The organism is Leptospira sp. B5-022, assembly GCF_000347035.1.
Taxonomy (GTDB): domain Bacteria; phylum Spirochaetota; class Leptospiria; order Leptospirales; family Leptospiraceae; genus Leptospira_B; species Leptospira_B cinconiae.
Map to the genome: position 1 here is coordinate 188,211 of NZ_ANIJ01000018.1, position 23,407 is coordinate 211,617.

The following is a 23,407-nucleotide window of genomic DNA, read 5'->3' on the forward strand; positions in this document are numbered from 1 at the left end:
CAAATGAGCTACCAAAACGAAATCAAGATTAGATACCAACATTTCCTCAACTTTGTCCCTACTATTTCAGAGTTCCTGAAAAAGACTCATGAAAGAGAAGATCTGCAAATCTCCTTTAAGGGAAGTATAGAATCGGACCTAGTCACGATCGCAGACAAAGGTTCCGAAGAGTTGATCGTCTCGGAGATAAGGAAGGCCTTTCCGAACGATCATATCTTAGGCGAAGAAGGAAGTAATTACGAAGGCTCTTCGCAGTTCAAATGGATTATAGATCCTTTGGACGGGACCGTGAATTATTCTCACCGTATTCCTCTCTATTGCTGTTGTATCGGGTTAGAAGATATAGAGAAAAAATCAGCAGTGATGGGAATCGTTCCTATGCCCGCATTAGGATATATCTATCATGCAATGCTGGGAGAGGGCGCATTCAAAGATAAAACACCCATCAAAGTTACTCAAACCAAAGAGATCAAAAAAGCGCTTCTTTGCACAGGCTTTCCTTATGATAGAGAAGAGAGGATAGAACAGCTTATGTTCAATCTGAAAAAATTCATCTTAAGATCTCGGGGTGTAAGAAGGACGGGATCCGCAGGTTTAGATATCTGTTGGGTAGCAGAAGGCAAGTTTGACGCATTCTGGGAAGAAGATCTAAAACCATGGGATATGACTGCTGCGGCCGCTATTCTCCAGGAAGCAGGCGGAAAGTTGAGTACGTACGCAAATAACACATTTCATCCGTACGTGACCAGTTTAATTGCGTCTAACGGAGTATTGCATGAGAAAATGGTAGAGATCTTGCAGGAGTATTTAGATATATGAGTTGGGTTTTATTGGTACTAGCAGGACTTTTCGAGGTCGGATTCACTACTTGTATGAAATTATCCGACGGTTTTAAGGATTGGAGATACGGTCTCGGATTTTTTGTGTTTGCCGTTTTAAGTTTTTACTTTTTGAATAAGGCTACTCAAAATATTTCTCTCGGGACAGCTTATGCCGTCTGGACAGGGATAGGCGCTGCCGGAACCGCGATTATCGGAATTCTTTCTTTTGGAGATTCTATCAATACATGGCGGGTCTTCTTCCTTTCCACTTTGATTTTGTCCGTAATCGGATTAAAGTTTTTAGGTGGGGAATAAACTTATTCAGAGTATCTTCTTCTGATACATCTCTCTACAATATGGGCGATCTTTTTTTCGACTATATCAGGATTGAAGTTCGCCTGAACGTATCTTTTTCCATTTAGTCCCATTTCTTCTCTTTCTCCGCCATGGTTTACGAGATAATCCGCTACCGCACAAAAGCTATCTAGATCCGAATAATATAAACCGCCGTTACTTCTTAAACAATGTCCTCTCAGAACATCCGATCTTCCGTTAACTAAAACCGCTTTTTTGCGGATCCAAGCCTCCATGATAATAATCGAAAAACTTTCCATTGGGGATGGATTGACTAGTATATCGGAAGACCGAATGAGTTCGTCCTTCGCTTCTTCACTTACGAAACCTAAAGGAGATACATGAGAAAACTTTGATATTCTTTGGAGAAGTTTGGAATCCCCCCTTCCTGCCAGAAGCAGTTTGTCGTTCCTGCCGCTTCTTTGCTGCCATTCGGAGAAGTATTGGGCCATCTCCAGCACACCTTTTCCTTCGTCTATCCTTCCCACGTATAAAAACTGAAAGGAGTCCTGGGGATTTTTTTTCTCGGAATTTTTCTTCTCCGATTCTTCGGGAATCGCCAAATGCATTCCGATCACATTCCCAAGACTTGGTTCGTATCCGTACAATTTACGAAAGAGAGCTTTCTCTTCAGGAGTATTAAAACAATATGCTGAGTCGTCTTTGAAAAGATTAGAATATACGGATAATTTTGCCGGAGGTTCATCATGCAATGTCGGAATTACAACGGACTTTTTTGCGACTAAGGGAAGCCCGTAAACCATAGGATAATACAGATAAGATACGAACACGAATACGTCGTAATCTCTTTCGTTGGTCTCAATGTATTGGATCAGGTCGGGACAGTATGGACCTTGCATGTCTACCCAGATCCTTTCTTTTTCTTCTTGAGATCCGACACTTTTTCCTGATTCGACATTTCGAAAGAGTTTGTTCGAAAACTTATTAAACTTAGAAATATTTCTTTCTTTATCGACGGAAAATCGAAGGACTCGAATTCGATTTCCGGGTTCCGGTTCCAACCATTCTCTGCTTACTTTCTTTTCTATATCCTTTCCAAGAAGTACGGGCTCCAGATCTTTTACCGGTATTTGGTTTTTCCAAGTGATATAATCGAGAGAACGGCTCGCAAGAACGGTTACTTCGTAAAATTTGGATAATATTAAAGTATATTGATAGATTAGTTTTTCGGAACCACCTGAAATATGATCCGAAAAAATAGGAGTTACGACGGCTAATCTTCTACGAGAGTCTAGCAAGGATAGGCCTCAATACTGTTTCCGTGTTGATCTGGGAGAATGAAGATAAACGTCTTTGTTGGGTTTCTAAGATCAGATCTTTCCAGTTTCGATCCGTTACCATTTTATGAGCAAGCTCCACGATCACATCCATTCTTTTTTCTTTGAATAAGATCCCGGCGCCGGAAAGAGTTTCTCCTACTGCGCCGCCGTCGAATGCTAGGATCGGAAGATTATGCACCATCGCTTCCAATAACGGAACACAAAATCCTTCGTGCTCGCTCATGGATAGGAAAAGATCGCAGTTCAGGTACATGGATTTTAATTCTTCGTCGGATAAAAAATCGGTGATGATCACGTTCTTTCTCAATTTATAAAAATCAAGCATACGTTCCAATTCTTCTCTATATAGATACAATTCTTTGGAGCTGAATCCTACCATAAAAAGTTGGAACTCAGGACCGTAAGCTTTCAGGTAGTGAAATGCGAATCGGATCAGATCGTCTTGTTTTTTATTCGGAGCGATTCTTCCTACAAATAAGAAGCGGGGAATATTGGGTCGATTCTTCGGGAAATTTTCCTTATAAGTTTGTTTTCCTTGAGGAAGTTGGTAAGTAATCGGAAGCACGTCCACATCTTCAAAACCCAGATCTAAAAGTTCCGATTTATTGTATTCCGAGACAGCGAACACTTTATCGAATTTATCCCGTAAAGATTCTAATTCTTCTCTTCCTTTGCGAAGAAGATAAGTGAGTTTCAGATCGTACTTTTCAAAAAAATGGCCCGGCGTTACATTATGATATATTAATATTTTTGAATTCTTAGGTTTGAGTACTGTTTCCAAAACGTCCGAATGGATAGAATGGTGGTATACCAGTATGTCTTTGCTATTCGAAGAATATGCCTTATACTTTTTTACAAAAGTATCCGTTCCGGGGCCGGTATTCTCCGCAAAAATTTCCGAAAAATATCCTATTCTTTTAAAAACGGATTTTAAGGAGTTCATCTCGTTTGAGATTGCATCCCCTAAATTAAAACCGGCTGCAAATTGATGAACTCCTCTTCTTCTGAAGATCATGAGGCAGCCGCTTCTTTAAAAGTGAATATCTGTTTCAAAACTCTTCCGTAAGGCATGGAATCGTAATCCATACAAACTTCTCTCCTTTTAGAAGAAGCATGAGGACCATCCACTGGATGAGTGGAAGATTGGGATTCTAATATGAAATGGATCCACTCAGCTAATTTTTCCAAACTTTTCAGATCTTTTTTTCTGAAAAGATATCCTGCATCTTTTAAAGTTTCGGGAACAGCAGTGCAAGCGTATGCAAATACGGGAATATCATAACTCAATGCCTCTACGAGAGGGATGCCAAAACCTTCGTGTTCACTCATGCTGATATAGGCGTCCATCTCTTCCCAAAACCTGGGTAGCTCGGAGTCTTGGACCCCCATTCTAAATTGAATGTTTCCACCGATGCCAAGTTCTCTGGCCATCTGCTTTAAATGCGTAAAATAATTTTCAAATATACTAGGAACATTTCCGATCAGTAGGATCCTGTATTTAGGTTCTATTTTTTTTAGAAAATAAGAGAGAAACAGAATGTCTTCTATCTTTTTACTCGGGACTAATCTTCCCACATAGCCAAGAGTATGACCGTTCTTGCGATTTCGTTTTTCACCCTTCCATCCATACTTTCTGACGATCGGTATAACGCTGGAATTTACTATATTCAGATCTTCCAAATTGGACGCGCTGTATCTGGAACTGGGAAGGAAACGTTCGGTAAATCTTTTAAGTTTATGTAATTCTAATATGGATTTCTTATAATCCAATTCGAAACTTCTGAATATATCCGTCGAAACAAAAGGTTTAAAGAATTTAGGAGGAGTGATATTCTGATAACGGACGAATTTCCTGCCTGGAAAGGATAGAAAAAAATCGATTGGATAACCGGAACCACCGTATTCCAGAATGTGCATGGAATTAGAGGATAGATCACTCTCGTTATGGAGTTCTTCCGTTTGTAAGGTTCGGATCGAACCGTCGCTAAGATCATTTTGGCAGACGATTTCCGTTTTGATCCCAGAAGAATTTAAAACTTCTCTTAAACCTTTTATATCGTTCCCGATCCCGTCCTTATCTCTGAATTCGGAAATATGGAGATAAGCGTTCATTTTCTGAAACTAAACACAGAGAAACCGTCTCCGGCCTTGGTATCCACTATATTCTTAAAACCTAATTTTTGTAAGAACTCTCTAAAAGCGGACTCGCTGATCTGAGTCAAAAGGATAGGCTGAAAAGGAGAGACCATTCTATTTGAATAATTGGAATATCTAAAGATGAACTCCGTTCCGCTCGAAGTTTTAGATGCTAAAGATTTAAAAAGTTTTTCCAATACCCAATTCGGCAAAAGACATAGATTCGAATTGGAAATAATTTTAGAAGGAAGCGGAGACTCGGGAAGAACTTCCTCGAAAGAAAGAAGGGAAATTGAATTGGTAATATGTTCTTTGATATAAGAATATTGGGACTTATTCCAAGTGACCGCTTTGAACTCGATCTGCGCTTTTAAAAGTTGTTTGAGGAATTTTCCCCATTCAGGATTGATTGTAAGTACCAAATCTCCAGGGTTCAGTCTGGAAAGAATCAGAGTTTCACTCTCTTCTAATGTTTCTTCTTCGTATAAAAACTCATTTGACCATACGAATTCAGGGCTGATCTCTTTTTTGAGAGCATAATTTAATTCTACAAACTCATTGTAAAACTTTTCGAATTTGCGTTTTAACTTTTCATGATCTCCCCTTAAGAGGATCAATTCATTCAAAACACTGTAGAATGCGCGAGTTCTATTCTCGGAAAGTTTTTTATCCAGGAAAGCGTAGAGCTCGATCAGTTTTATAAATAGCCAGCGGATCGGTCCGCGAATGTATTTGAATTTTGGATTCGTAAACTTAGGAGGGGAGATCCCTTTTTCGAATAAGTGGGCAGTTTCCGCAGCGTCGAACTCCCTGTATCCTTCAGGGGATTGAGGAGAAAACTTCCAACGAGAAAGACGTTCCAATTCTTCCTTGGAAACCGGTCTCCTGGCAAGCCGAGATTCTATCTCTTCCATGAGCTCGCGGACATTGACCGAGCTGTCCTTGATTTCTATAATATCTGAGGATCTTTCTTCCATGGGCGCCCGGACTTTTATTCGATTGTTTTTTTCTTATTCGACAAAACAATCGTATTTTTACTTCGATTTGTCGTAGTCCGTCCCAAAACGCCGGTTATCTACAAATACTTAGTTTCGGGCTTCAAGAGCTTGGAAGGCTCTTAAATATCAAACATGAAATACTTGGTCACAGGAGCGGAAGGTTTTGTAGGATCTTATCTGATTCGAGAACTTATACAAAAATCCGGGTCCGAACTTCTGGGCCTGGGAATGAATCCTAAAAACACAGAGTTTTCCTTTCCCTATAAAGTTTGCGATATTCGGGATATCCAATCACTCCAACAAGTATTCGAATCGTATTCGCCCGATGTATTGTTCCATTTAGCCGGACAAACATTCGTTCCAAGATCCATCGAAAATCCCGAGGAAACATTGCTCATCAACGTGGCCGGCTCATTGAATATTTTAGAGTGTTTTAAACGTTCCGGCAAAAAAGTAAAACTAGTATATGTATCTTCTTCCGAAGTATACGGGAATTTAAAGGAAGAGCAACTTCCCGTTTCGGAAAACCTTCTTCCAAGTCCTGTGAATCCGTATGCTTCTTCCAAACTTGCCGCAGAAACGTATTGCCTTCAATATTCCCGTTCTTATCCAAATATAGAAACCGTGATTGCAAGACCTTTCAATCATATCGGTATCGGGCAAAATCCGAATTTTGTAGTACCGAATTTTTGTAAGCAGGTGCTGGATAATATTTCTAAAAACGTTTCTTCCGAAATTTTAGTGGGAGATCTGACTCCGACTCGTGACTTCTTACATGTAACGGACGTGGTCAAAGCTTATATTCTTTTAGCAAACAAAGGGTTGAGCGGAGAAGTTTATAATATATGTTCCGGTACCGAGACTTCCATTTCTCAGGTCTTGGAATGGATTTTGGAGTTTGCGGAATCGAAACTAGTTTCCAAACAAGATCCAGCAAGATTGAGGCCTGCCGAAATGAAAAGGTCTTTGGGTAATAATTCCAAACTGAAGTCTTTAGGATGGTCTCCCGAAATTTCGGTAAAAGACGCTGTCCGCGAAATTTTCGAACATATTCGAAAAACAGAATATTCTTCTTAGATTACCGAACCTTTCCAGGTCTTGACTCCGCTACCTTCTATCGGAAACGGTTTACCCAAATATTTAGGCGCTGTATTGGTTAGATTCATATCGATCCAAGCTAAGGTTCTTGCGAAAAATTCCCTAAACCTGCTGGTCGGCCCGCTGATATAGATCCTTCTGTCCGACTCGTAGGATTGTAGATCTAATCCTATCTTTTTAGAAATGAATACCGCTCTAGGTTGATGAAATCTTTGGCTAACAAAGATCGCATCCTTGACTTGGAAAATTTCTTTCGCTCTTACTAAAGTGTCCAAAGTTCTAAAACCTGCGTGATCTACGAACACGTCTTTTTCATCCACTCCTCTTTCTAAAACGTACAACAGCATCGGCTTCACTTCGTTGTAATAACTGGTTCCGTTATCACCTGAGAGAAGAATTTTTCGGACCTTCCCTTGTTTATAAAGTTCGATCGCACAATCTAGACGGTCCTGCAAAACGGGTGATGGTATCCCCTTGTAAACGGAAGCGCCCGGTACGATTGCCACTGTCGCAGGCTTGAGAGAACGGTAATTTCCTGCATGGATACTTCTGTTTTCGTACTCCCACTCGATGGAAAGATCTATGGAAGCTGGAATTCCAATGCAGAAAGCGATGGCAAGTAAGAGTCCCAGTCTAATTCTTCCCTTGGAAAAGATTCTGGGGATTTTCTGGTTTTTTAGTCCAAAGTCCATAGCAGTTTAAGGGGAGAATACGCCAAAGAACCGGTTCCGGAAAAGGAATTTTCCCGGAAATTCGGGTTTTATCAGAAATTATGTTCTCTTTAAAGGACCGGATTTCTTTTTTTCGCGGACCAAAAATTTCAGTCGATATTTGGAAACATGGCGGCTACCTTGGGGTCTTAGGATAACACTAGGCTATGAACCGAGTAAGACTCATGAATCTCCTGAATTCATTCGTCAGAGTTGCTCTGGCCGGTGTTATTATAACACCGGCGTATCTTTTCTCGGAAGATTCCAAGACCGGTTTCCATACCGTCCGACCGATTCGCACTATCTCCTTTTACCGTAATGAAAGAGCTGCAGGTGTAGTTTTTGGTGACCTAGATTCCTTAAAAAATCGTTATATTCTTACAGACGCCCAACTCGAACGTATCGCTGAGCTGAACCGGAGATTTAAAAGCGAGCATGAAAAATGGCTTCGCAGGCTTTCTCCAAAACAAGTCGAACTCGAACTGGTACTCATGGATGAAAGTCCGGACCTCGTTAAAGTTCGAATTCTTGTGAACGCGATTGCAAGGTATACATCCGAGATCCGGATGAATCAAATCGCGCATCGGCTCGCGATCGAAAGGGTTTTGACCTCAGAGCAAAAAAAGAGGGGAAAGGAAAAGGGAATTGTTACCCTACCCGAGGAGCATAGGGAAGCTCCAGGGTTCCCCTTGAATCTGTTTGTTCCCGAGAGAATAATTTTGCCTGTGCCAGGCATCCTGAGATAAGGAAACTAAAATGGACCAAAGAGAATTTGCCGGACTAATAGACAGTACGAAACATATCGTACTCTCCGCCATTAAGAAGAATTTATACGAAGAGTTTTACGATACCATTGATGATGTTGTTCAAGAGACGTATATTCGGGCTTATAAAAGTTTAGCAGCCAATAAATTCAGGGGCGAATCTTCCCATAGCACTTGGCTGTATACGATTGCAAGGAACGAATCCTTGAGAATGAACCAAAAGCGTATGCGCCAAGCAAACCTGGCCATGAAGCTTAAGGAAAAAGCGACTCAAGACTCCATTTTGAATCCAAGGGAAGAATATAACGACTCCGGAATGGACATCGAGCTTCAGGATCTGATCTCCAATCTTCCTTGGAAATACAAGTCTGTGCTTGCATTAGTTTCCGAAGGATATAAAGAGCAACAGATCGCGGAAAAATTGGGAATTCCGGAAGGAACAGTGAAATCCCGATCTTTCCGGGGCAAACAGATGCTAAAGAAATTATTTTTTCAAGAGACCTAGAGAAGATCGGAAATGGAAGATAGAAACAGAGAAAAGTTAGACCAAGAGATTTTCCGTCGTTTAGAAAGTTACGAATGGAGCGATGATATTTCTGCAAAGATCATGAGAAGGCGAAAGATCGCTAGCTTTAAGCGATTTTTCATCTTCTCCTTTAGTGGACTTATTATCGTTGGTCTCGGTTTATCTTCTTTTTATTTTCAACCGGAGGGAGAATCCGAATCCGGAGATTGGCAGGTCCTGATAGAAGAACAAATCGAAGGAACCTTCGAAGAAGCGGAGACCAGTATGCAGACGCCGGGTCTAAATCAGGAGGATACTACCAGTTCTTCTTCGACCTTACCTTCTTCTTCCTTAATGGATATGGATGCGTTGATCGAAACTTCCTTCGAACGTAGATAGGTTTTTATACATAAATAGAAACTCGGCTTGCTAATATAGCGGTTGTTACATAGAATTGCGGCAAGGATTGGTTGGGTGAAACTAATCCAAACGTCCATCTCGGACTAGGAGTATACTCTTGTTTTCCTTGCATGAACCGACTTCGAGTCGCACCAATAAAAAACCGAATCTTCCTCCTGGAGTTTTCGGCATCCGGGCCCTTCCTTACGTTTCCAAATTGGCAAAAGATCCGATCGGATTTTTCCAATTGATGCAGTCCAAATTCGGCAAATCCTCCAGATTCGGTTTGAGGCAGGTTACCTTTCATTTAATTACTCAGCCGGAAGATATCAAAAGAGTCCTTCAAGAAAACAATCAGAATTACCATAAGGGAGTTTTTTATAAGGAACTCGGAAGGATTTTAGGCAAAGGTTTGCTGAACAGCGAAGGAGAATTCTGGAAAAAGCAGAGAAAACTTATTCAACCTTCTTTTCATAAACAAAGAATATCCGAGTTCGTTGAGATTATGGCCCAGGAAACCAAAAAGACTTCCGAGAATTGGAAGAATGTTTCCAGCTTGGACGTATCCAAGGAGATGATGCGACTAACGTTTGCGATCGTAGGCAGGACCTTGTTCAGGACCGAGGTGGAAAGTTATGCTGCAAGGATCGAAAATTCTTTAAAGATCGCGCTCGAGCTGGTTACTAAAAGGATCACTCGAATTTTTCCATTTCCATTCAGTTGGCCGACTCCAGAAAATCTGAAACTCAAACGTGCTTTGAAAGATATGCATTCCGTAGTGGATGAACTAATCGCGGAACGTAAAAAAAATCCTTCTAACGATTTGATCTCTATGCTCTTGGAAGTCAGGGATGAAGAAACCGGAGAGAGAATGAGCGAGGCTCAGGTTCGGGACGAGGCAATTACACTTCTTCTTGCCGGACATGAGACCACTGCAAATGCATTGTCTTGGGGATTTTATCTTTTATCCAAACATCCTGACATCTGTGAAAAAGTAAGAGAAGAAGCGAATCGAATTTTAGGCGATAAGATCCCTAGTTTGGAAGATGTTCAAAAATTGACATACACTCGCAAAGTATTGGATGAGGTTTTGAGAATGTACCCTCCTGCTTGGGTAATCGAAAGAACTGCAATGGGTCCGGACCAAATAGGCGGTTATGATGTAGAGACCGGTACCAATATCTCCATCTGCATTTTTAACATTCATCGGAACCCTGATTTTTGGGATAATCCTGACAAGTTTGATCCGGATCGTTTTGACGAGGAAAGATCTGCGGATCGACCTAAGTATGCTTATCTTCCATTTGGAGGGGGACCGAGAATCTGTATCGGTAATATCTTCGCACTAACGGAAGCTACATTGATCCTTGCAATGTTGGTCAAAAACTACAAATTCCAAACGGTTGCGGATCATCCCGTAGTTATGGAACCTTTAGTCACATTAAGACCGAAGTACGGAATTCTATTAAACATAGTTTCCACTTGACTTAGGTCTTTCCCGGCCGGAATCCTTCTACCAGAGGGATTTCGACCATGGAAAAGATGATAAAAAAACGCATCGACCAGGTAAAAGAAAAAGGTCACCAAAGGTTGACGGTTCTTTTGATCCCCCATGGATTCGATAAGTCCTTTCATTTCCAAATTTCCATCTTCACTATCTTCTTCTTAGTCGGATTATTATTCGCGATCGTCGGTATCGCAGTTTTAGGAATCGTTCGTTATAATAATACCAGAATACAGATTAATGCACTTGCTTCCGTTTACGGAAAATATTTCGACGAGTATATCGAATACAGCGAAAAGTTGGGAGATATCCGGGATGATTTTGCAAGTCTGAACGAAAATTTACAGGAAGTCCATTCTTTGATCGATGGAGAATCCGAAGAGCTACTTAAACTTCCGGATGAGGCAGACTCGGAAGACCTTGCTGCTACTGAATTAAAGGTAGAGGAAGCGGTGGATAAGGATCTAATGCTCGGAAGATCTTACCTTTCGGAAATTTACGGATACCGTGCAGTAAGAGTTTCCATGGAAAAAAACAAAGCTCTTGTGGATTCCGTATTTAACTTTTTAGATTCCAGATACGGTATTATGAATTCTCTTCCATTCGGCGAACCATTATTATCTTATAATTTAACTTCCTATTATGGAATGAGAAGGTCTCCTACTTTCGGATATATGGAATTCCACGATGGAGTGGACTTGGCAAACGTTCCCGGCACAGATATTACGGCTACCGGAGATGGAAAAGTTTATAGAGCCATCTATTCCAATCGAGGATATGGAAATCATATTGTGATCGCTCATGCTAACGGATATTACAGTTTATACGGTCATTGCACTTCTTTAAAAGTAAGAGAAGGTGAATACGTTCGCAAGGGACAAAGGATTGCGACTGTGGGTGCCACCGGGAACGTAACAGGTCCTCACCTTCATTACGAAGTTTGGATAGGGGAATCGAACCGTACCGATCCTATGGATTATATGAAAGTAGGTTTCGGCCAATATTAATTTTATATAATCGATTATGCCTAAAAAAGCCCCGGCTAAAAAGACCTCCCCTAAAAAAGTGGAGCCAACCGAAACGTCTAAAAAAGTTTCCTTAGATCTTCCAAAGGATCCTAAACTAGCGGAAAAAGAAATGCGCTCATTGGAAGAGCAGCTCCGCTATCACCAATATCTGTATTACGTAAAACATGCCCCAGTAATCACCGATTTCGATTTCGACCGGATGTTTAAGAGGCTGCAAGCTTTTGAGGAGGCATTTCCGAAATTAGCGGATCCTGCCAGCCCTACTTTAAGTGTCGGTTCCGATCTTGACAAAGATTTCGAGAAGTTCACTCATAAACTTCCGGTTCTCTCCTTGGAAAACACATACAATGAAGAAGAGCTTATGGAATGGGTCCAAAAAACGGGACCTGACGATCTATACTCCGTAGAATGGAAAATCGACGGGGCCTCTCTCATGTTATATTACGAAAATGGAATCCTTGTCAACGGTGTGACCAGAGGCACAGGAGGTATAGGTGATGATGTAACTGAGAACATTCGTACAATTCGTTCTATACCGCTCAGGTTATCCGAAAACATTTCCATCTATTTAAGAGGAGAAGTATACATGACTTTCTCCGACTTTGATGAATTTAACGAAGCTTCCGAAGGAAGATATGCGAATCCTCGCAACTTGTCCTCGGGTTCATTGAAACAGAAAAATTCTTCAGAGGTCGCAAAACGACCTCTACGAATATTTACGTATGACGCATTTTTCCCGGGCTCCAAAGCGAAATTTAAAACCCACCAAGAGGTAATGAAGAAAGCGGAGGATCTAAAATTCCCTCTTCCCCCCGATACTAAATTGTTAAAAGGGACGGAGATTCCGGCTGCGATCAAAGACTTTAAGAAGAAAAAGGAAAAAGTTGGATTTCCTACGGACGGATTAGTGATCAAATTAAACGATCTTTCAAAGAGGGAATCATTAGGTTATACTTCTCATTCTCCTCGTTGGGCCCGAGCTTATAAGTTCGATGCTTTGATGAAGGAAAGTAAGATCGTAGGAATCGATTATGCGGTTGGTAGAACGGGAAAGATCACTCCAAGAGCCGAAATCGAACCTATTAGTTTGGCTGGCACCACTGTTACATTTGCAACCTTACATAACCAGGATTATATCGACGAGCTGGGAGTAGGTATTGGAGCCATCGTAAGAATTTCCAAAAGGGGGGAGATCATTCCCGCGGTGGAAGAAGTAGTCACTCCAGGAAAGGAAGTTTTTAAGATTCCACTTCGTTGTCCTTGTTGTGGAACAAAGACGGAAAAGAAACAAGACTCAGTGGATTATTTCTGTCCGAATCCCGAATGTCCGGATCGGGTCAAGAACGGGATCATATTCTATTGTTCTCGCAAACAAATGGATATAGAAGGTTTGGGGGAGAAGCAGGTAGAATTTTTATACGATCAAGGGTATATTAAAGATATCGCCGATCTTTATTCCTTAAAAGACCATAAAGAAAAGTTAATGGAAGAAGAAGGATACGGAGAGAAAAGTGTATCTATCATCTTAAATGGGATCGAAGAATCCAAAAAGAAGGACTTTAGATTTGTGCTTTCTTCCTTAGGCTTGAGAGAGATCGGCCCCAAAGTTTCGGAACTTCTTACCGAACATGGATATGATACGATCGATTCAATTATCTCTGCGGCAAAAAATCCTAAAAAGTTGGAAAACTTCTTAGAAATTCCAGGTATCGGACCTTCTACCATCGAAGCGATCCAAGAGAATTTTACGGATAAAAGAATTCTTTCTCTTATAGATCGTTTGAAAAAGGCCGGGCTTAAGATGAAGGCGGATCCGATCGAAAAATCGGATAAACAACCTTTTGCGGGACAGACCTGGTGTGTGTCCGGTTCGTTTGAAAATTTCCAACCTAGAGATAAGGCAATGGATCTGGTAGTTTATTACGGCGGTAAAAAAGTAGGATCTATTTCTTCTAAAACAACTCACCTTTTGGCGGGACCTGGGGCCGGTTCCAAATTGGAAAAAGCCCAAGAGTTAGGGGTCCAGGTAGTTTCCGAAGAAGAGTTTTTAAAAATTCTAAATCAAAACGGAATTAAGATCTAATACCAAGTATAAAATTATACGTCGCGTATAGTTTTATACTCTCCTTTCTTTTTAAACTTTCATCGCTTAAGGATTGAAAATTCTGCATTTTCATTATCATACCCCTATGGCCCAAAAGAAATGCCCCCAATGTTCTCGCATTTTAGAATGTGGAGCGGACCAAGAGGTTTGTTGGTGCTTTGATATTAAATTAGATCCGGAAGCTTTGAAAAATATAAGAGAATTGTATGAAGATTGCTTATGCAAAGATTGTTTAACTCGTTTTGAAACGAACGTAGTTAATCAAAATTATTGAACAACAGCCGTATAATTAGTGAACTATTGTTCAGCCAGTTGCAGTTTTTTTGATCTAAATAAAAATCGATTGAAGCATAGGTCCTTCAACGTAAAATTTCCGTCGTAAGGAAAAATTTTAATATATAAGTGTTCTCAGGGGGAGTTTTTGGAAACTGATCAAAAGTATTTTTACGATATGCTGGAAAGGACGGCATCTAAATTTCCGAATAAGGAAAGTTTTTCCCGCAGAACTAAGGATGGAATTAAAGGAAGGACATTTTCAGAGATCAAGTCCTTAACGGATTCTTTAATTGCGGGGCTGATCGAAGAAGGAGTTCAAAAAGACGATAGGGTCTTATATCTTTGTGATTCCAGTCAGAACTGGATCATAGGTGATATCGCGATTATCTCTGCGGGAGCCGTTTCCGTTCCGAGAGGAACGGACGTAGTAGATGAAGATATATTATATATAGTTAATCATTCGGAAAGCAAGTATGCAATCGTTCAAAAAGAAAAAGACAAACAAAGATTGCTCAACCTCGGTCCCAAACTTCCGAGTCTAAAAAAAGTTTTTGTGATCGAAGATGATATCGGTGATCTGAAATCCGGAACTGATACGATCCAAGGTTTGATTGAAAAAGGAAAAATCAACTTTTCTAAAGATCCCGATATTGTTCGCAAAAGACTCCGAGAAAAATCTCCGAACGAACTTGCTACTTTAATTTACACATCCGGAACTACCGGCGCTCCTAAAGGAGTGATGCTCAATCAAACCGGCTGGATCTCCGCCGTGGAAAAAGTGATCGGATTCGTTCAATTGACTTCCGCGGATTCGGGTGTAAGTCTTCTTCCTCCGTGGCATGCGTTTGAAAGAGCGATCGAATATTGTATCTTGGAATTAGGTGCAGGATTTCTGATTTCCAATATCAACAATTTGAAAGAGGATCTGAAGGAATTCCAACCTACATTGTTCCCTTCCGTTCCAAGGATCTGGGAATCCTTGTATAATGGAATTATGAATAAGGTCTCCAAGGAATCCGGCTTAAAAAAAGCGGTATTCAAATTCTGTCTAAAGATCGGAAATCTTTGGGCTGTTCAAAAGGGCGTTCTATTCGGATATGATTTTAGGATAGATAAGCCGAACTTTATCGTTTGGACCTTCTCCAAAATTTCCTCTTTGACCCTTCTCATTTTATTATCACCCCTCAAGTTATTTGCACTTCTGGTCTTCAAACCGATTCATAATGCTCTTGGTGGAAAATTGCGAGTCTCCGTTTCTGCGGGAAGTGCCCTTCCTTCCGTAGTGGATAAATTTTTATCTTCTATCGGATTAATCGTATTGGAAGGATACGGAATGACGGAAACTTCTACAGTGCTTTCCATTCGAAAACCGAAACAACCGTCTCCTGGAACCGTGGGAACTCCGATACAGGGATATGAATGTATTCTGAAAGACGAGCATGGCAATCTTGTTCCCCAAGGCGGAAAAGGAAGTCTTTGGGTAAAATCCAAACAAGTTCTCATGGGATATTATAAACGTCCTGAATTGAACGATGTGGTTTTTGATAAGAACGGATTCTTTGATACGGGAGATATCATGCGCTTCAATTATAGGGGCGAATTGGTATTTGCAGGAAGAGCTAAGGATACTATTGTGCTTGCCGGCGGAGAGAATGTGGAGCCGGTTCCGATCGAGGACCAACTTTTAAATTCTCCTTATGTGAACCAAGTGATGGTAACTGGTCATGAGGCAAAACATCTTGTGGTCTTGATCGTTCCTGATTTCGAAAGATTAAAGGCTGAGTTTCCCGATCTACCGGAGGATGCGAATGTTTGGAATTCTCATCCTAAAATTAGAGAGATCTTTAAGAAGGAAGTTTCGGATAGAATATCCCGTAGAACAGGATTCAAATCTTTCGAGCTGATCCCTCAAAATGCATTCTATGTCATTCCAAGGCCTTTCGATCCGGATAAGGAAATGACTAGAACCTTAAAAATCAAAAGAAACGAAATATTAGAAAGTTTTAAAAAAGAAGTTTCCGATCTGACTAAAAATTAGAACGGAGTTGGGAGAAAAATTATGTTTTTAAATCCGTACTTAACATCATCAGATCTGGAATTTTACGAAACCGTAAAGGATTTTGCGAAAGAAAGAGTATTACCGTCTGTAGAAGATCGGGACGAACACGGCGTATGGGGCAACGATATCTGGAAGGAAATGGGAAGTATGGGCCTATTAGGTATCCCTGTTCCCGAGGAATTCGGAGGCCAGGGGGGTACTTGCCTTCAATGCTGTATTGCTCAAGAGGCATTTAACGCTGGTTCCCTTGACGGAGGATTTGGACTTTCCTGGGGAGCCCACATGATCATCGGGACTCTTCCTATTCTTTTTCAAGGAACGGAAGCCCAAAAGAAAAAATACCTCCCTAAACTCGCATCCGGAGAATGGATAGCTGGTCTTGCGTTGACTGAGCCTGATTCAGGTTCAGATGCAGCTGCAATGAATACATTCGCTACCAAGGTGGATGGAGGTTTTATTCTAAACGGAAGCAAGTTATACATAACCAATGGCCCGAACGGACAAGTATTCATCGTAATGGCGAGAACGACCAAGTCTAGAGGACCAATGGGAGTTTCCGCATTCATCGTAGAATCCAATATGAAAGGATTTCATGTAAGTAAGGTTCTCAAGAAGTTAGGGCATAACACTTCTATGACCGCAGAACTTTCCTTCCAAGATATGTTCGTTCCGGATGAAAATCTTTTAGGGCCTCTAAATTCCGGCTTTGTTCGTATCGGAAAGGGGACATTGGAATGGGAAAGAACAGTGCTAGTTGCTGCCGTTCCCGGGGGAATGGAATTCGGATTGGAACTTTGTTTGGATTATGCCTGGAAGCGTCACCAATTCGGAAAACCGATCTTATCCTTCTTCGGAGTACAGGAAAAGATTGCACGTAATTGGGTGTATCTTTGCGCTTCCAGAAGATTGATCTATTTCGTAGCGAATAAGAAGGACCAAGATCCGACTGCGAGCCTTCCATTCGAAAGTTCCGCATTAAAAGTTTTTGTAACGGAAACTGCGGAAGAGTTAGCAAGCGATGCGGTTCAGATCCACGGTGGAATGGGTTATATGAGAGAATGTCATGTAAGCCGCCAGTACAGGGACGTGAGACTCGGCACAATCGGTGGAGGAACTACCGAAGTCCAAAAAAGTATTATATCTTCTACCTACAAAGGTTTCGACAAGTTGATGGAAGTCCTACAACAATCCCAGCCGGAAGAGATAAGAGCTAAGGCAGAGAAGATCCTAACAAACACTCCGGAAGAAAGAATACTCACTGCGGCAAAAGAATTATTAAAAGCAGCTGGAGAACATTCCGACAGAAAGAAAAAACAAGCTTTGGAATTCGGATTTGCCGATCTCGCGGTTTTCGTTACCACAGTTCAGTTGGGATTCTGGGACACTGCCAATTCCACTTCCGAATACAAATCGGAAGAAAGGCTCAGAGATCTAAAAATACTTACCTTCTACGCTGGATGCAGATTTTTCAAAAGTGTACATTTCTTAAAAGAACTGGACGCAGAAAAAACTAAAAACCTGATGAGACTTTTCTCCGAACTTCCTTCCGTGGAAAAAGAAGTGGCTGATTGTGTGGAGTTCCTGAAAAACGGGGTCTTAGGCGCACAACTCGCTTAATCCACAAAAAAGAATAAGGAAATCGGAATGTACGAAAGAGGAAAGACTTACGACGAAATACAAATAGGGGATAAGGCGAGTTTCACTAAAACGATCACTGAAACGGATATCTATATATTCGCAGGGATCAGCGGGGATTTTAATCCTTTGCATGTGGACGAAGAATATGCAAAGACCACAGCGTTCGGTACTAGGATCGCACATGGTGGACTTGCCGCTTCTCTATTAGCTCCTGTGCTCGGGATGAAACTTCCCGGATTAGGGACAGTCGCTTTAGAAACATTAACAAAGTTCCGCAAACCTGTGTATCCTGGAGATACGATTACTTGCACTGTCACAGTGAAAGAAAAGATCCCAAGACTGAAAGCCGTTGCCATGAACATTGAGTGGACCAATCAAAAAAAAGAAACGATCGGCAAGGGAGAATGTAAAGTTCTACCTCCTTCTGCCCAAGCTTAGAATTTTCAGGAGTTATACATGAATTTTCCCGTTCTATTAGGAGTTGCCGACAGTACGACCAAGGATTTTTCGGAAGAAGAATATAAATCGTGGAGCGGGTCTCAAAAAGTTTTTCAACATTATAAAAAATCCATAGCTACACTTTTGGATTTTCTTGGTATGAAGAATGAGACATTGGCCTCTGAGATCACCGACTTTGTAAGTATAGAAGCAGCTTCTTTGGGAAAACAAGGTTACGGACACACCGTACGTATAGCGAATGAGCTCGGCTATACAGGGATGAAAGCCCATGTGATCGACTTGGGAGGAGCAAGCGTTACCGGAGCAATCGGACAAGCAAGAACCGTCTTAGTCGATAATCCCGATGCGGTCGTTTTAGTCGCTGCAGCAGATATTCCTAAATCAGCATTCCGTCAAGTTTCCGATTTAAAGATGGTAAACGAAACGGTATGTCATCCTGAGTTCGAATTAGATAACGGTGCCACTCTCATCGCAATGTACGGACTCTTGATGAAAAGGATGATGTTTGAAGAAGGGATCAGCCTGGACGATCTGAAAGAGATTACTCAAAAATTCAGATCGAATGCGATCGGAAACCCAAGAGCATTCTATTATGGACAAGAGATCACCGAAAAACAAATGTCTCGTCCGATTTCCGACCCATATCCGACTCCGATGATCGCAATCGTTACGGATCATGGCTTTGCTACTATTTTGGTTTCCGAAAAAAAAGCGAAGGAATGGAAATCCAAGGGTTGGATCCGAAAAGATCTGAAACCTTTGCATCTTGTAGGAGCTTCTCATACTGCTCATAGCGAATATTTTATTCTAAAAGGAGGATTCGATTCTCCTGCTAGAAATTCCGCGGAAAAACTTTTTGCTCAATCAGGTTACCAAAGAGAAGAAGTGGATTATGCTTGGATCTACGATTGTTTTCCCGGACAGGTAATCCAACAGTCCGCTCAATATTTTAAATTGGGCAAAAAGGAAGTAGTCAATTCTCTCAAGACTTCTTCATTAAAACTTTCTAATGGAAAGCAGATCCCCGTTAATCAGATGGGCGGGATATTGAATTACCAAGCTGCAATGTCCATCTCTGCTGCTACAGGTCTTGTGGATATAGCGGTTCAGTATGGATTGTACGCCCAGGTGGCTGATTCAGGGAAGATCCCGGCTCATTCTCCGAAGTTGGCTCTCTTGGGAGGGAATGGGGGAATCGATAGTATCAATTCGATCGCCTTATTCTCTTCGGAACGTCCTTCGAGAGATAGAAAATCGAGAACCCCGGAACTTTCTCCTCTTACTTTAAACAAACCGGGAGCGGATATCGGAGAAGAAGGTGTCGTCTGGTCTTCTACAACTGTTAACATGAATCCGGGATTTTCTTGGAAGCCTCCTTATTCTTTAGCTCTGATCAAGCTGGCAGAAAATCGTTTCGTTCTGGCAAATATCCACGAGAAAGATGGGACGATCCGCAAGTCCGGGGACGAATTGCAATACGACAGAACTCGGGTAAAAATAGAAAAAGAAGGAAGAAGATGGAAGGCGGTACTTTTATAAACCGATCGTTCGTCTTGCAAAACTAAATAGATTTTTTCTAATATTCTCCCCAGAAATCCGAAAAAAAATTGATTAGAATTGTTTTAGGAAGAAGAACTTTTACTTTGTTTTTGGAAAAAAATTTCCGAACTTGAAATACGTTCCGATTCCCTTCCGTCAGATTTTTTCTCGGAATGCGAAAGCGGCGTTGGATCAGAAGTAGAACTAAAAACAAGGCGGTCAAAATTACAGTCTAATGGTTGAGGCCGTATAACTTCCGGATAAAACCGGAAATCTGAAAAGAAAATGCGAGAACCGTTTCCGTGATTTGATTTAGATGTAGGGGACGATAGTCTTGTTTATCACTGCGGAGAACATTCGAACTGGAGAAGTTAGGACCTTTCTTGGAAAAGAAAGGATCTTAGTGCCTGATTCCAAACATACAGAAGAGACCCGTTCCCTTTATGCGCACTGGGAAACGGTGGAAGAATGTTTGGACCTACGAAAATATTCCAAATTTTTCTATGTCTCCGAAACGGAAGGTAAATGGCAAAGAGGAGAAGAAGTTTTAATCTCTACCGAAAGGCCTATATCCGACAGACCCGGAAGTAAAAGTTTATCTATGGATCGTTTGGATAGTTATAGAGTACTCGGAATTTTTTTAGAAAAGGAATAAAATCCGAGTAGAATACGAATCGGGAGAAGATAAGGTACGGACCCGAAGCACTCAGTAACAATGGTCCAAAAAAAGAAAAAGAAACCCTTGCCTAAGAAGAAGGTAGTTAAACGGGCAAAATCCTCTTCTACCGGGACAAAAAATGTGCGTATCCCTAGGGATAACGACGTAAAAATGAGCGAAATGGTGGATCTGGCCGCCGAAATATTCGTTCAGACCTTAGAAATCTCCACTAAAATTCCAGCCAAGCTCAGAACCAGATTGATCAAACAATTGAAAGAAGCCGCAAAAGAAGCCTTATCCTGATCATTATTTCCCTGCCTCTCAGGATAAATTTTCGATTGATACGGAAATTTTTTTCCAAAAACCTCGCTCGAACGAGGTGGGAATCCGTATTTATGTCCGTCGAAATTAATATGGAAACGATGTTTTTAGCAACAGCCCTTTTCTTGATTCTTTTCGAACAATATAAGGAAAGAAAGACCCGAGAAAAGGTTTTTGTAGAACCTTTACGTAACTTCCTTCACCGTTAACCTACGGTCCAAGTGCCGGGCGAAAGGATGCGCCGGCCTTCGTTTTTCTCGCCTCTTTAATGTTGGAACCGACTTGAATCCTTCCGGATACCAGGGATAATGGCCTTGGGCGGATTTCAACTTCTATGAAGAACAAATTACTCACACCTATCAAAGCGATAGATACCTTCGTAAAATGTAAAAAAGAAGGGGAGCGTATTCCCGTTCTGGTTTGGGACAGCTTAAGGACTTACCAAAAATGGGATCAGGTGGAGTTGACAGGTCTTTTAAACGCCAGCGCCTATTTTCCCGATATACTTTTCGAAAAGGATATGGAGAAGAAGATCCAGAACCGTCTGGACGAATTTAATTCTAGGATCGTGGACATTCCTATTAAATGAACCAAACTGCTGAACCTAATATTTTATACCAAGAAGCAAATCCTTATGGATCCTTGACCGCTTTTTTGGAAGACGACGGAAGGACCGTTTATCTGTATTTACAAGCGGAAGAAAGTCCGGACTTTGCGATCAAATCCGTTTGGGTATGCAATCGTATAGATGCACCTAAAACAAGGACAGATGCCGATCTAAGATCAGGCCTTGCGCCATTCTTAACGGAAGAGGAAGTTACCGATCCTAAAGGCCAACCTGAGTTCGATCCTAAAGAGATCCATTTTATCTGGTCGGAAGAAGGAAACGGAGTCTCTTTATTTTATAAAGAAGAGCTGATCGCATACCTACCTCCTTGGTCGGGCATTAAAGGATTCCATGGATATTCAAAATTTGCAAAAGCGGATACGATTACAGCCTACCCTTTAGGAAATACAGAGTTTGGAGTAATTCCGGATCGTATCAACCAAGACCGAAGTTTTTGGGAATACAGATCTACCAAAGGAATTTGGAAGAATATACAAGAGTCCAGACTTGCTTATCTAGAATACGTATTCGGTAAACATGATAAGTATTGGTCTGCTGACGGCGGTAAATACCCTCAACTAGGGATCGTAAGGTTTGCTCCTAAGAACATGCCGGGAGTTTATGTATATTCTACCATTGGAATGAGTGCACAAAACCTTCCTTCAGTCGAATTATATAGAAAAGATTATGAAAACTATGCGAGAGTAGAGTTAATCTGTGCCGTAAAAGTTTCAGACGAGGATAGGTCCGAAAGCTGGGTGCCTCATCAGATCGGTGAGATCATTCGTTATCCCTGGGTTATGAGCAAATGGTTTGGCCATGGACATTCGATCGCGATGAGCAGAAGAGATCCGGAAGCTTTGTACTTAAGTTTTAGTTCTCTTGTAATAAGAGAGATCGGAAAGGAAGAAGGATTCCCTGAATTGACGGATCTTAAGTCCGAAAGAGGAAATCCGATCAAATTTCTGGCTTTAATTCCTGTTTCCGAGGAGGAAAGGGTCTTTATAGAAGAAAAAGGCGCAGAAGAGTTCTTTTCCTTATTGGATTCTACTCAATCCAAGTGGATTCATAATCCCGAAAGACAATCCACGATCTGATCTAAAAGTTTTTGGAATGAAGACCTTTATCTCAAAACAAAATTTAATTCTTTTCGGTATAATCTTAGCATTTAGCTTTCTAAACATAAACTTAAACGCTCAAGAGAAGAGTTCTGGGGCGAATATCGAAAAAATTTGGGAGAATATATACTCTCAGGACTTTATTTCCGCTAAAAAACTAGTCCAAAAAGAACTTCAATCATCCAATTCCGAGTCTTTGCAGTTACTTTCCTTAATGGAAATCTGTTTAAATGGACTGGAAAGATACAAACAAGCGGATGAAAGCCGAAGAAAGATATTAAGTGTTTGGGAAAAGAACCACAAAAAGGCTTATCTAGAAGAGAATTATCCCTTAAATCTCGCAACTTGGACGAGAATGGCGGTGGTTACTCCGAATATTTTAGTTTTAGGAGCGGAATATTACCTTCCTTACCCTGTAAATTCTAAGAAAGAAGGTTTCTATTACCATAAATTCACTGCTTATAACCGTTATAGCAAGCGCGCAGTGAAGTTTTTTAAATTAGAGAACTCCCCCAATACGGAAAAAGAGTATAGATTATTCGAAATTTCGGAAGAAGGAGAGGCTAAGCTCGTTAAAAATTATGGAAATGCACTGCCGGACTTCAGAGATGAGATGAAAGACGTCCTTAAATATCTAAATCTTTAAGTGCTCGTACCTAAAGTGTTGTATTTTTACAACAGATCCCGTTAGAAAATCGGAAAATACTAATAAAGAAGGGTTATAAAAGAAAAAACCCGCCTCAAAGAAGCGGGTTTTAAGCTTCATTTCTTCCATAAACTAATATGGAAGAGATGTTGTTGAAGTTAGTTATTTCTTTTTCGCAACTTTCTTCTTAGCAGCTTTTTTCTTTGCTACTTTTTTCTTAGCTGCTTTCTTGACTGCTTTCTTTTTTGCAACCATTGACGTCCTCCATATATTAGAAACTTTATTGCCCGTCATATAATATGAAGGATCAAGAAAGCTCTTGGATAGTGACATAATTAAGCAATTTACTTTTCATTGTAAAGTA

At 41.0% G+C, this 23,407-nt stretch carries 24 protein-coding genes; 19 read left to right on the forward strand and 5 right to left on the reverse strand.

Going from position 1 to position 23,407, the window contains the following annotated elements; all coding sequences use genetic code 11:
• The first annotated feature begins 3 nt into the window (after positions 1-3).
• Both LEP1GSC192_RS08845 and LEP1GSC192_RS08850 read left to right on the forward strand, forming a co-directional pair.
• The gene (locus LEP1GSC192_RS08845) at positions 4-819 is read left to right on the forward strand and encodes an inositol monophosphatase family protein (protein WP_020769487.1); all 816 of its coding nucleotides are present in this window, start codon (positions 4-6) and stop codon (positions 817-819) included.
• Positions 816-1,136, forward strand: coding sequence for a multidrug efflux SMR transporter (locus LEP1GSC192_RS08850; RefSeq protein WP_020769612.1), 321 nt, complete (start codon positions 816-818; stop codon positions 1,134-1,136). The genes LEP1GSC192_RS08845 and LEP1GSC192_RS08850 overlap by 4 nt, the downstream gene beginning before the upstream one ends.
• 2 nt (positions 1,137-1,138) lie before the next feature.
• Here the strand turns inward: LEP1GSC192_RS08850 and LEP1GSC192_RS08855 are convergent, their stop codons facing one another.
• From LEP1GSC192_RS08855 to LEP1GSC192_RS08870, 4 genes are read right to left on the reverse strand one after another with little or no spacing between them, the layout of a single operon-like run.
• A complete protein-coding gene (locus LEP1GSC192_RS08855; protein ID WP_020769473.1) occupies positions 1,139-2,434 on the reverse strand; it encodes a glycosyltransferase family 4 protein in 1,296 nt (431 codons plus the stop codon).
• A complete protein-coding gene (locus tag LEP1GSC192_RS08860; RefSeq protein ID WP_020769837.1) occupies positions 2,418-3,491 on the reverse strand; it encodes a glycosyltransferase family 4 protein in 1,074 nt (357 codons plus the stop codon). The genes LEP1GSC192_RS08855 and LEP1GSC192_RS08860 overlap by 17 nt, the downstream gene beginning before the upstream one ends.
• Positions 3,488-4,588 (reverse strand): glycosyltransferase, encoded by a 1,101-nt coding sequence (locus tag LEP1GSC192_RS08865; protein WP_020769700.1) that lies wholly within the window; start codon positions 4,586-4,588, stop codon positions 3,488-3,490. The genes LEP1GSC192_RS08860 and LEP1GSC192_RS08865 overlap by 4 nt, the downstream gene beginning before the upstream one ends.
• Positions 4,585-5,589 (reverse strand): hypothetical protein, encoded by a 1,005-nt coding sequence (locus LEP1GSC192_RS08870; RefSeq protein WP_020769564.1) that lies wholly within the window; start codon positions 5,587-5,589, stop codon positions 4,585-4,587. The genes LEP1GSC192_RS08865 and LEP1GSC192_RS08870 overlap by 4 nt, the downstream gene beginning before the upstream one ends.
• Before the next feature lie 153 nt (positions 5,590-5,742).
• On the opposite strand from LEP1GSC192_RS08870, the gene LEP1GSC192_RS08875 reads away from it, so the two are divergent.
• Positions 5,743-6,687, forward strand: coding sequence for a GDP-mannose 4,6-dehydratase (locus LEP1GSC192_RS08875; protein ID WP_020769866.1), 945 nt, complete (start codon positions 5,743-5,745; stop codon positions 6,685-6,687).
• On the opposite strand, the gene LEP1GSC192_RS08880 is transcribed toward LEP1GSC192_RS08875, so the two are convergent.
• Positions 6,684-7,400, reverse strand: coding sequence for a vancomycin high temperature exclusion protein (locus tag LEP1GSC192_RS08880; protein WP_020769854.1), 717 nt, complete (start codon positions 7,398-7,400; stop codon positions 6,684-6,686). The genes LEP1GSC192_RS08875 and LEP1GSC192_RS08880 overlap by 4 nt on opposite strands.
• Positions 7,401-7,585: 185 nt before the next feature.
• Between LEP1GSC192_RS08880 and LEP1GSC192_RS08885 the strand changes: the two genes are divergently transcribed.
• The 16 genes from LEP1GSC192_RS08885 to LEP1GSC192_RS08960 all read left to right on the forward strand — a co-directional run bounded on the left by LEP1GSC192_RS08885 (position 7,586) and on the right by LEP1GSC192_RS08960 (position 23,043).
• Positions 7,586-8,164, forward strand: a complete 579-nt coding sequence (locus LEP1GSC192_RS08885; protein WP_020769496.1) for a Spy/CpxP family protein refolding chaperone — start codon at positions 7,586-7,588, stop codon at positions 8,162-8,164.
• A 10-nt stretch (positions 8,165-8,174) separates the two neighbouring features.
• Complete coding sequence (locus LEP1GSC192_RS08890; protein WP_008590268.1) at positions 8,175-8,687, forward strand: RNA polymerase sigma factor; 513 nt, start codon at positions 8,175-8,177, stop codon at positions 8,685-8,687.
• A gap of 12 nt (positions 8,688-8,699) precedes the next feature.
• Entirely contained in the window at positions 8,700-9,086 is a 387-nt protein-coding gene (locus LEP1GSC192_RS08895) for a hypothetical protein (RefSeq protein WP_020769556.1), read from the forward strand.
• A gap of 118 nt (positions 9,087-9,204) precedes the next feature.
• Positions 9,205-10,572, forward strand: a complete 1,368-nt coding sequence (locus LEP1GSC192_RS08900; protein WP_020769637.1) for a cytochrome P450 — start codon at positions 9,205-9,207, stop codon at positions 10,570-10,572.
• A gap of 47 nt (positions 10,573-10,619) precedes the next feature.
• Positions 10,620-11,597 (forward strand): M23 family metallopeptidase, encoded by a 978-nt coding sequence (locus LEP1GSC192_RS08905; RefSeq protein ID WP_020769499.1) that lies wholly within the window; start codon positions 10,620-10,622, stop codon positions 11,595-11,597.
• 130 nt (positions 11,598-11,727) lie between these two features.
• Complete coding sequence (ligA, locus tag LEP1GSC192_RS08910) at positions 11,728-13,701, forward strand: NAD-dependent DNA ligase LigA (protein ID WP_052005219.1); 1,974 nt, start codon at positions 11,728-11,730, stop codon at positions 13,699-13,701.
• A 106-nt stretch (positions 13,702-13,807) separates the two neighbouring features.
• The gene (locus LEP1GSC192_RS20195; protein ID WP_020769439.1) at positions 13,808-13,996 is read left to right on the forward strand and encodes a cysteine-rich CWC family protein; all 189 of its coding nucleotides are present in this window, start codon (positions 13,808-13,810) and stop codon (positions 13,994-13,996) included.
• 147 nt (positions 13,997-14,143) lie between these two features.
• A complete protein-coding gene (locus tag LEP1GSC192_RS08915) occupies positions 14,144-16,036 on the forward strand; it encodes a long-chain fatty acid--CoA ligase (RefSeq protein ID WP_020769512.1) in 1,893 nt (630 codons plus the stop codon).
• Between the two features lie 21 nt (positions 16,037-16,057).
• The gene (locus LEP1GSC192_RS08920) at positions 16,058-17,674 is read left to right on the forward strand and encodes an acyl-CoA dehydrogenase family protein (RefSeq protein ID WP_020769664.1); all 1,617 of its coding nucleotides are present in this window, start codon (positions 16,058-16,060) and stop codon (positions 17,672-17,674) included.
• Between the two features lie 27 nt (positions 17,675-17,701).
• A complete protein-coding gene (locus tag LEP1GSC192_RS08925) occupies positions 17,702-18,133 on the forward strand; it encodes a MaoC family dehydratase (protein ID WP_020769545.1) in 432 nt (143 codons plus the stop codon).
• An 18-nt stretch (positions 18,134-18,151) separates the two neighbouring features.
• Complete coding sequence (locus tag LEP1GSC192_RS08930) at positions 18,152-19,693, forward strand: OB-fold domain-containing protein (protein ID WP_020769630.1); 1,542 nt, start codon at positions 18,152-18,154, stop codon at positions 19,691-19,693.
• Between the two features lie 334 nt (positions 19,694-20,027).
• The gene (locus LEP1GSC192_RS08940) at positions 20,028-20,348 is read left to right on the forward strand and encodes a hypothetical protein (protein WP_020769769.1); all 321 of its coding nucleotides are present in this window, start codon (positions 20,028-20,030) and stop codon (positions 20,346-20,348) included.
• A 60-nt stretch (positions 20,349-20,408) separates the two neighbouring features.
• Positions 20,409-20,654, forward strand: coding sequence for a hypothetical protein (locus LEP1GSC192_RS08945; RefSeq protein ID WP_020769679.1), 246 nt, complete (start codon positions 20,409-20,411; stop codon positions 20,652-20,654).
• Positions 20,655-21,006: 352 nt separating this feature from the next.
• Positions 21,007-21,261: a hypothetical protein gene (locus tag LEP1GSC192_RS08950; RefSeq protein WP_020769436.1), complete on the forward strand. Its 255-nt coding sequence runs from the start codon at positions 21,007-21,009 to the stop codon at positions 21,259-21,261.
• Positions 21,258-22,376 (forward strand): suppressor of fused domain protein, encoded by a 1,119-nt coding sequence (locus LEP1GSC192_RS08955; protein ID WP_020769767.1) that lies wholly within the window; start codon positions 21,258-21,260, stop codon positions 22,374-22,376. Before LEP1GSC192_RS08950 ends, LEP1GSC192_RS08955 begins: the two co-directional genes overlap by 4 nt.
• A gap of 16 nt (positions 22,377-22,392) precedes the next feature.
• The gene (locus LEP1GSC192_RS08960; RefSeq protein WP_020769600.1) at positions 22,393-23,043 is read left to right on the forward strand and encodes a hypothetical protein; all 651 of its coding nucleotides are present in this window, start codon (positions 22,393-22,395) and stop codon (positions 23,041-23,043) included.
• The last annotated feature ends 364 nt before the right edge of the window (positions 23,044-23,407 follow it).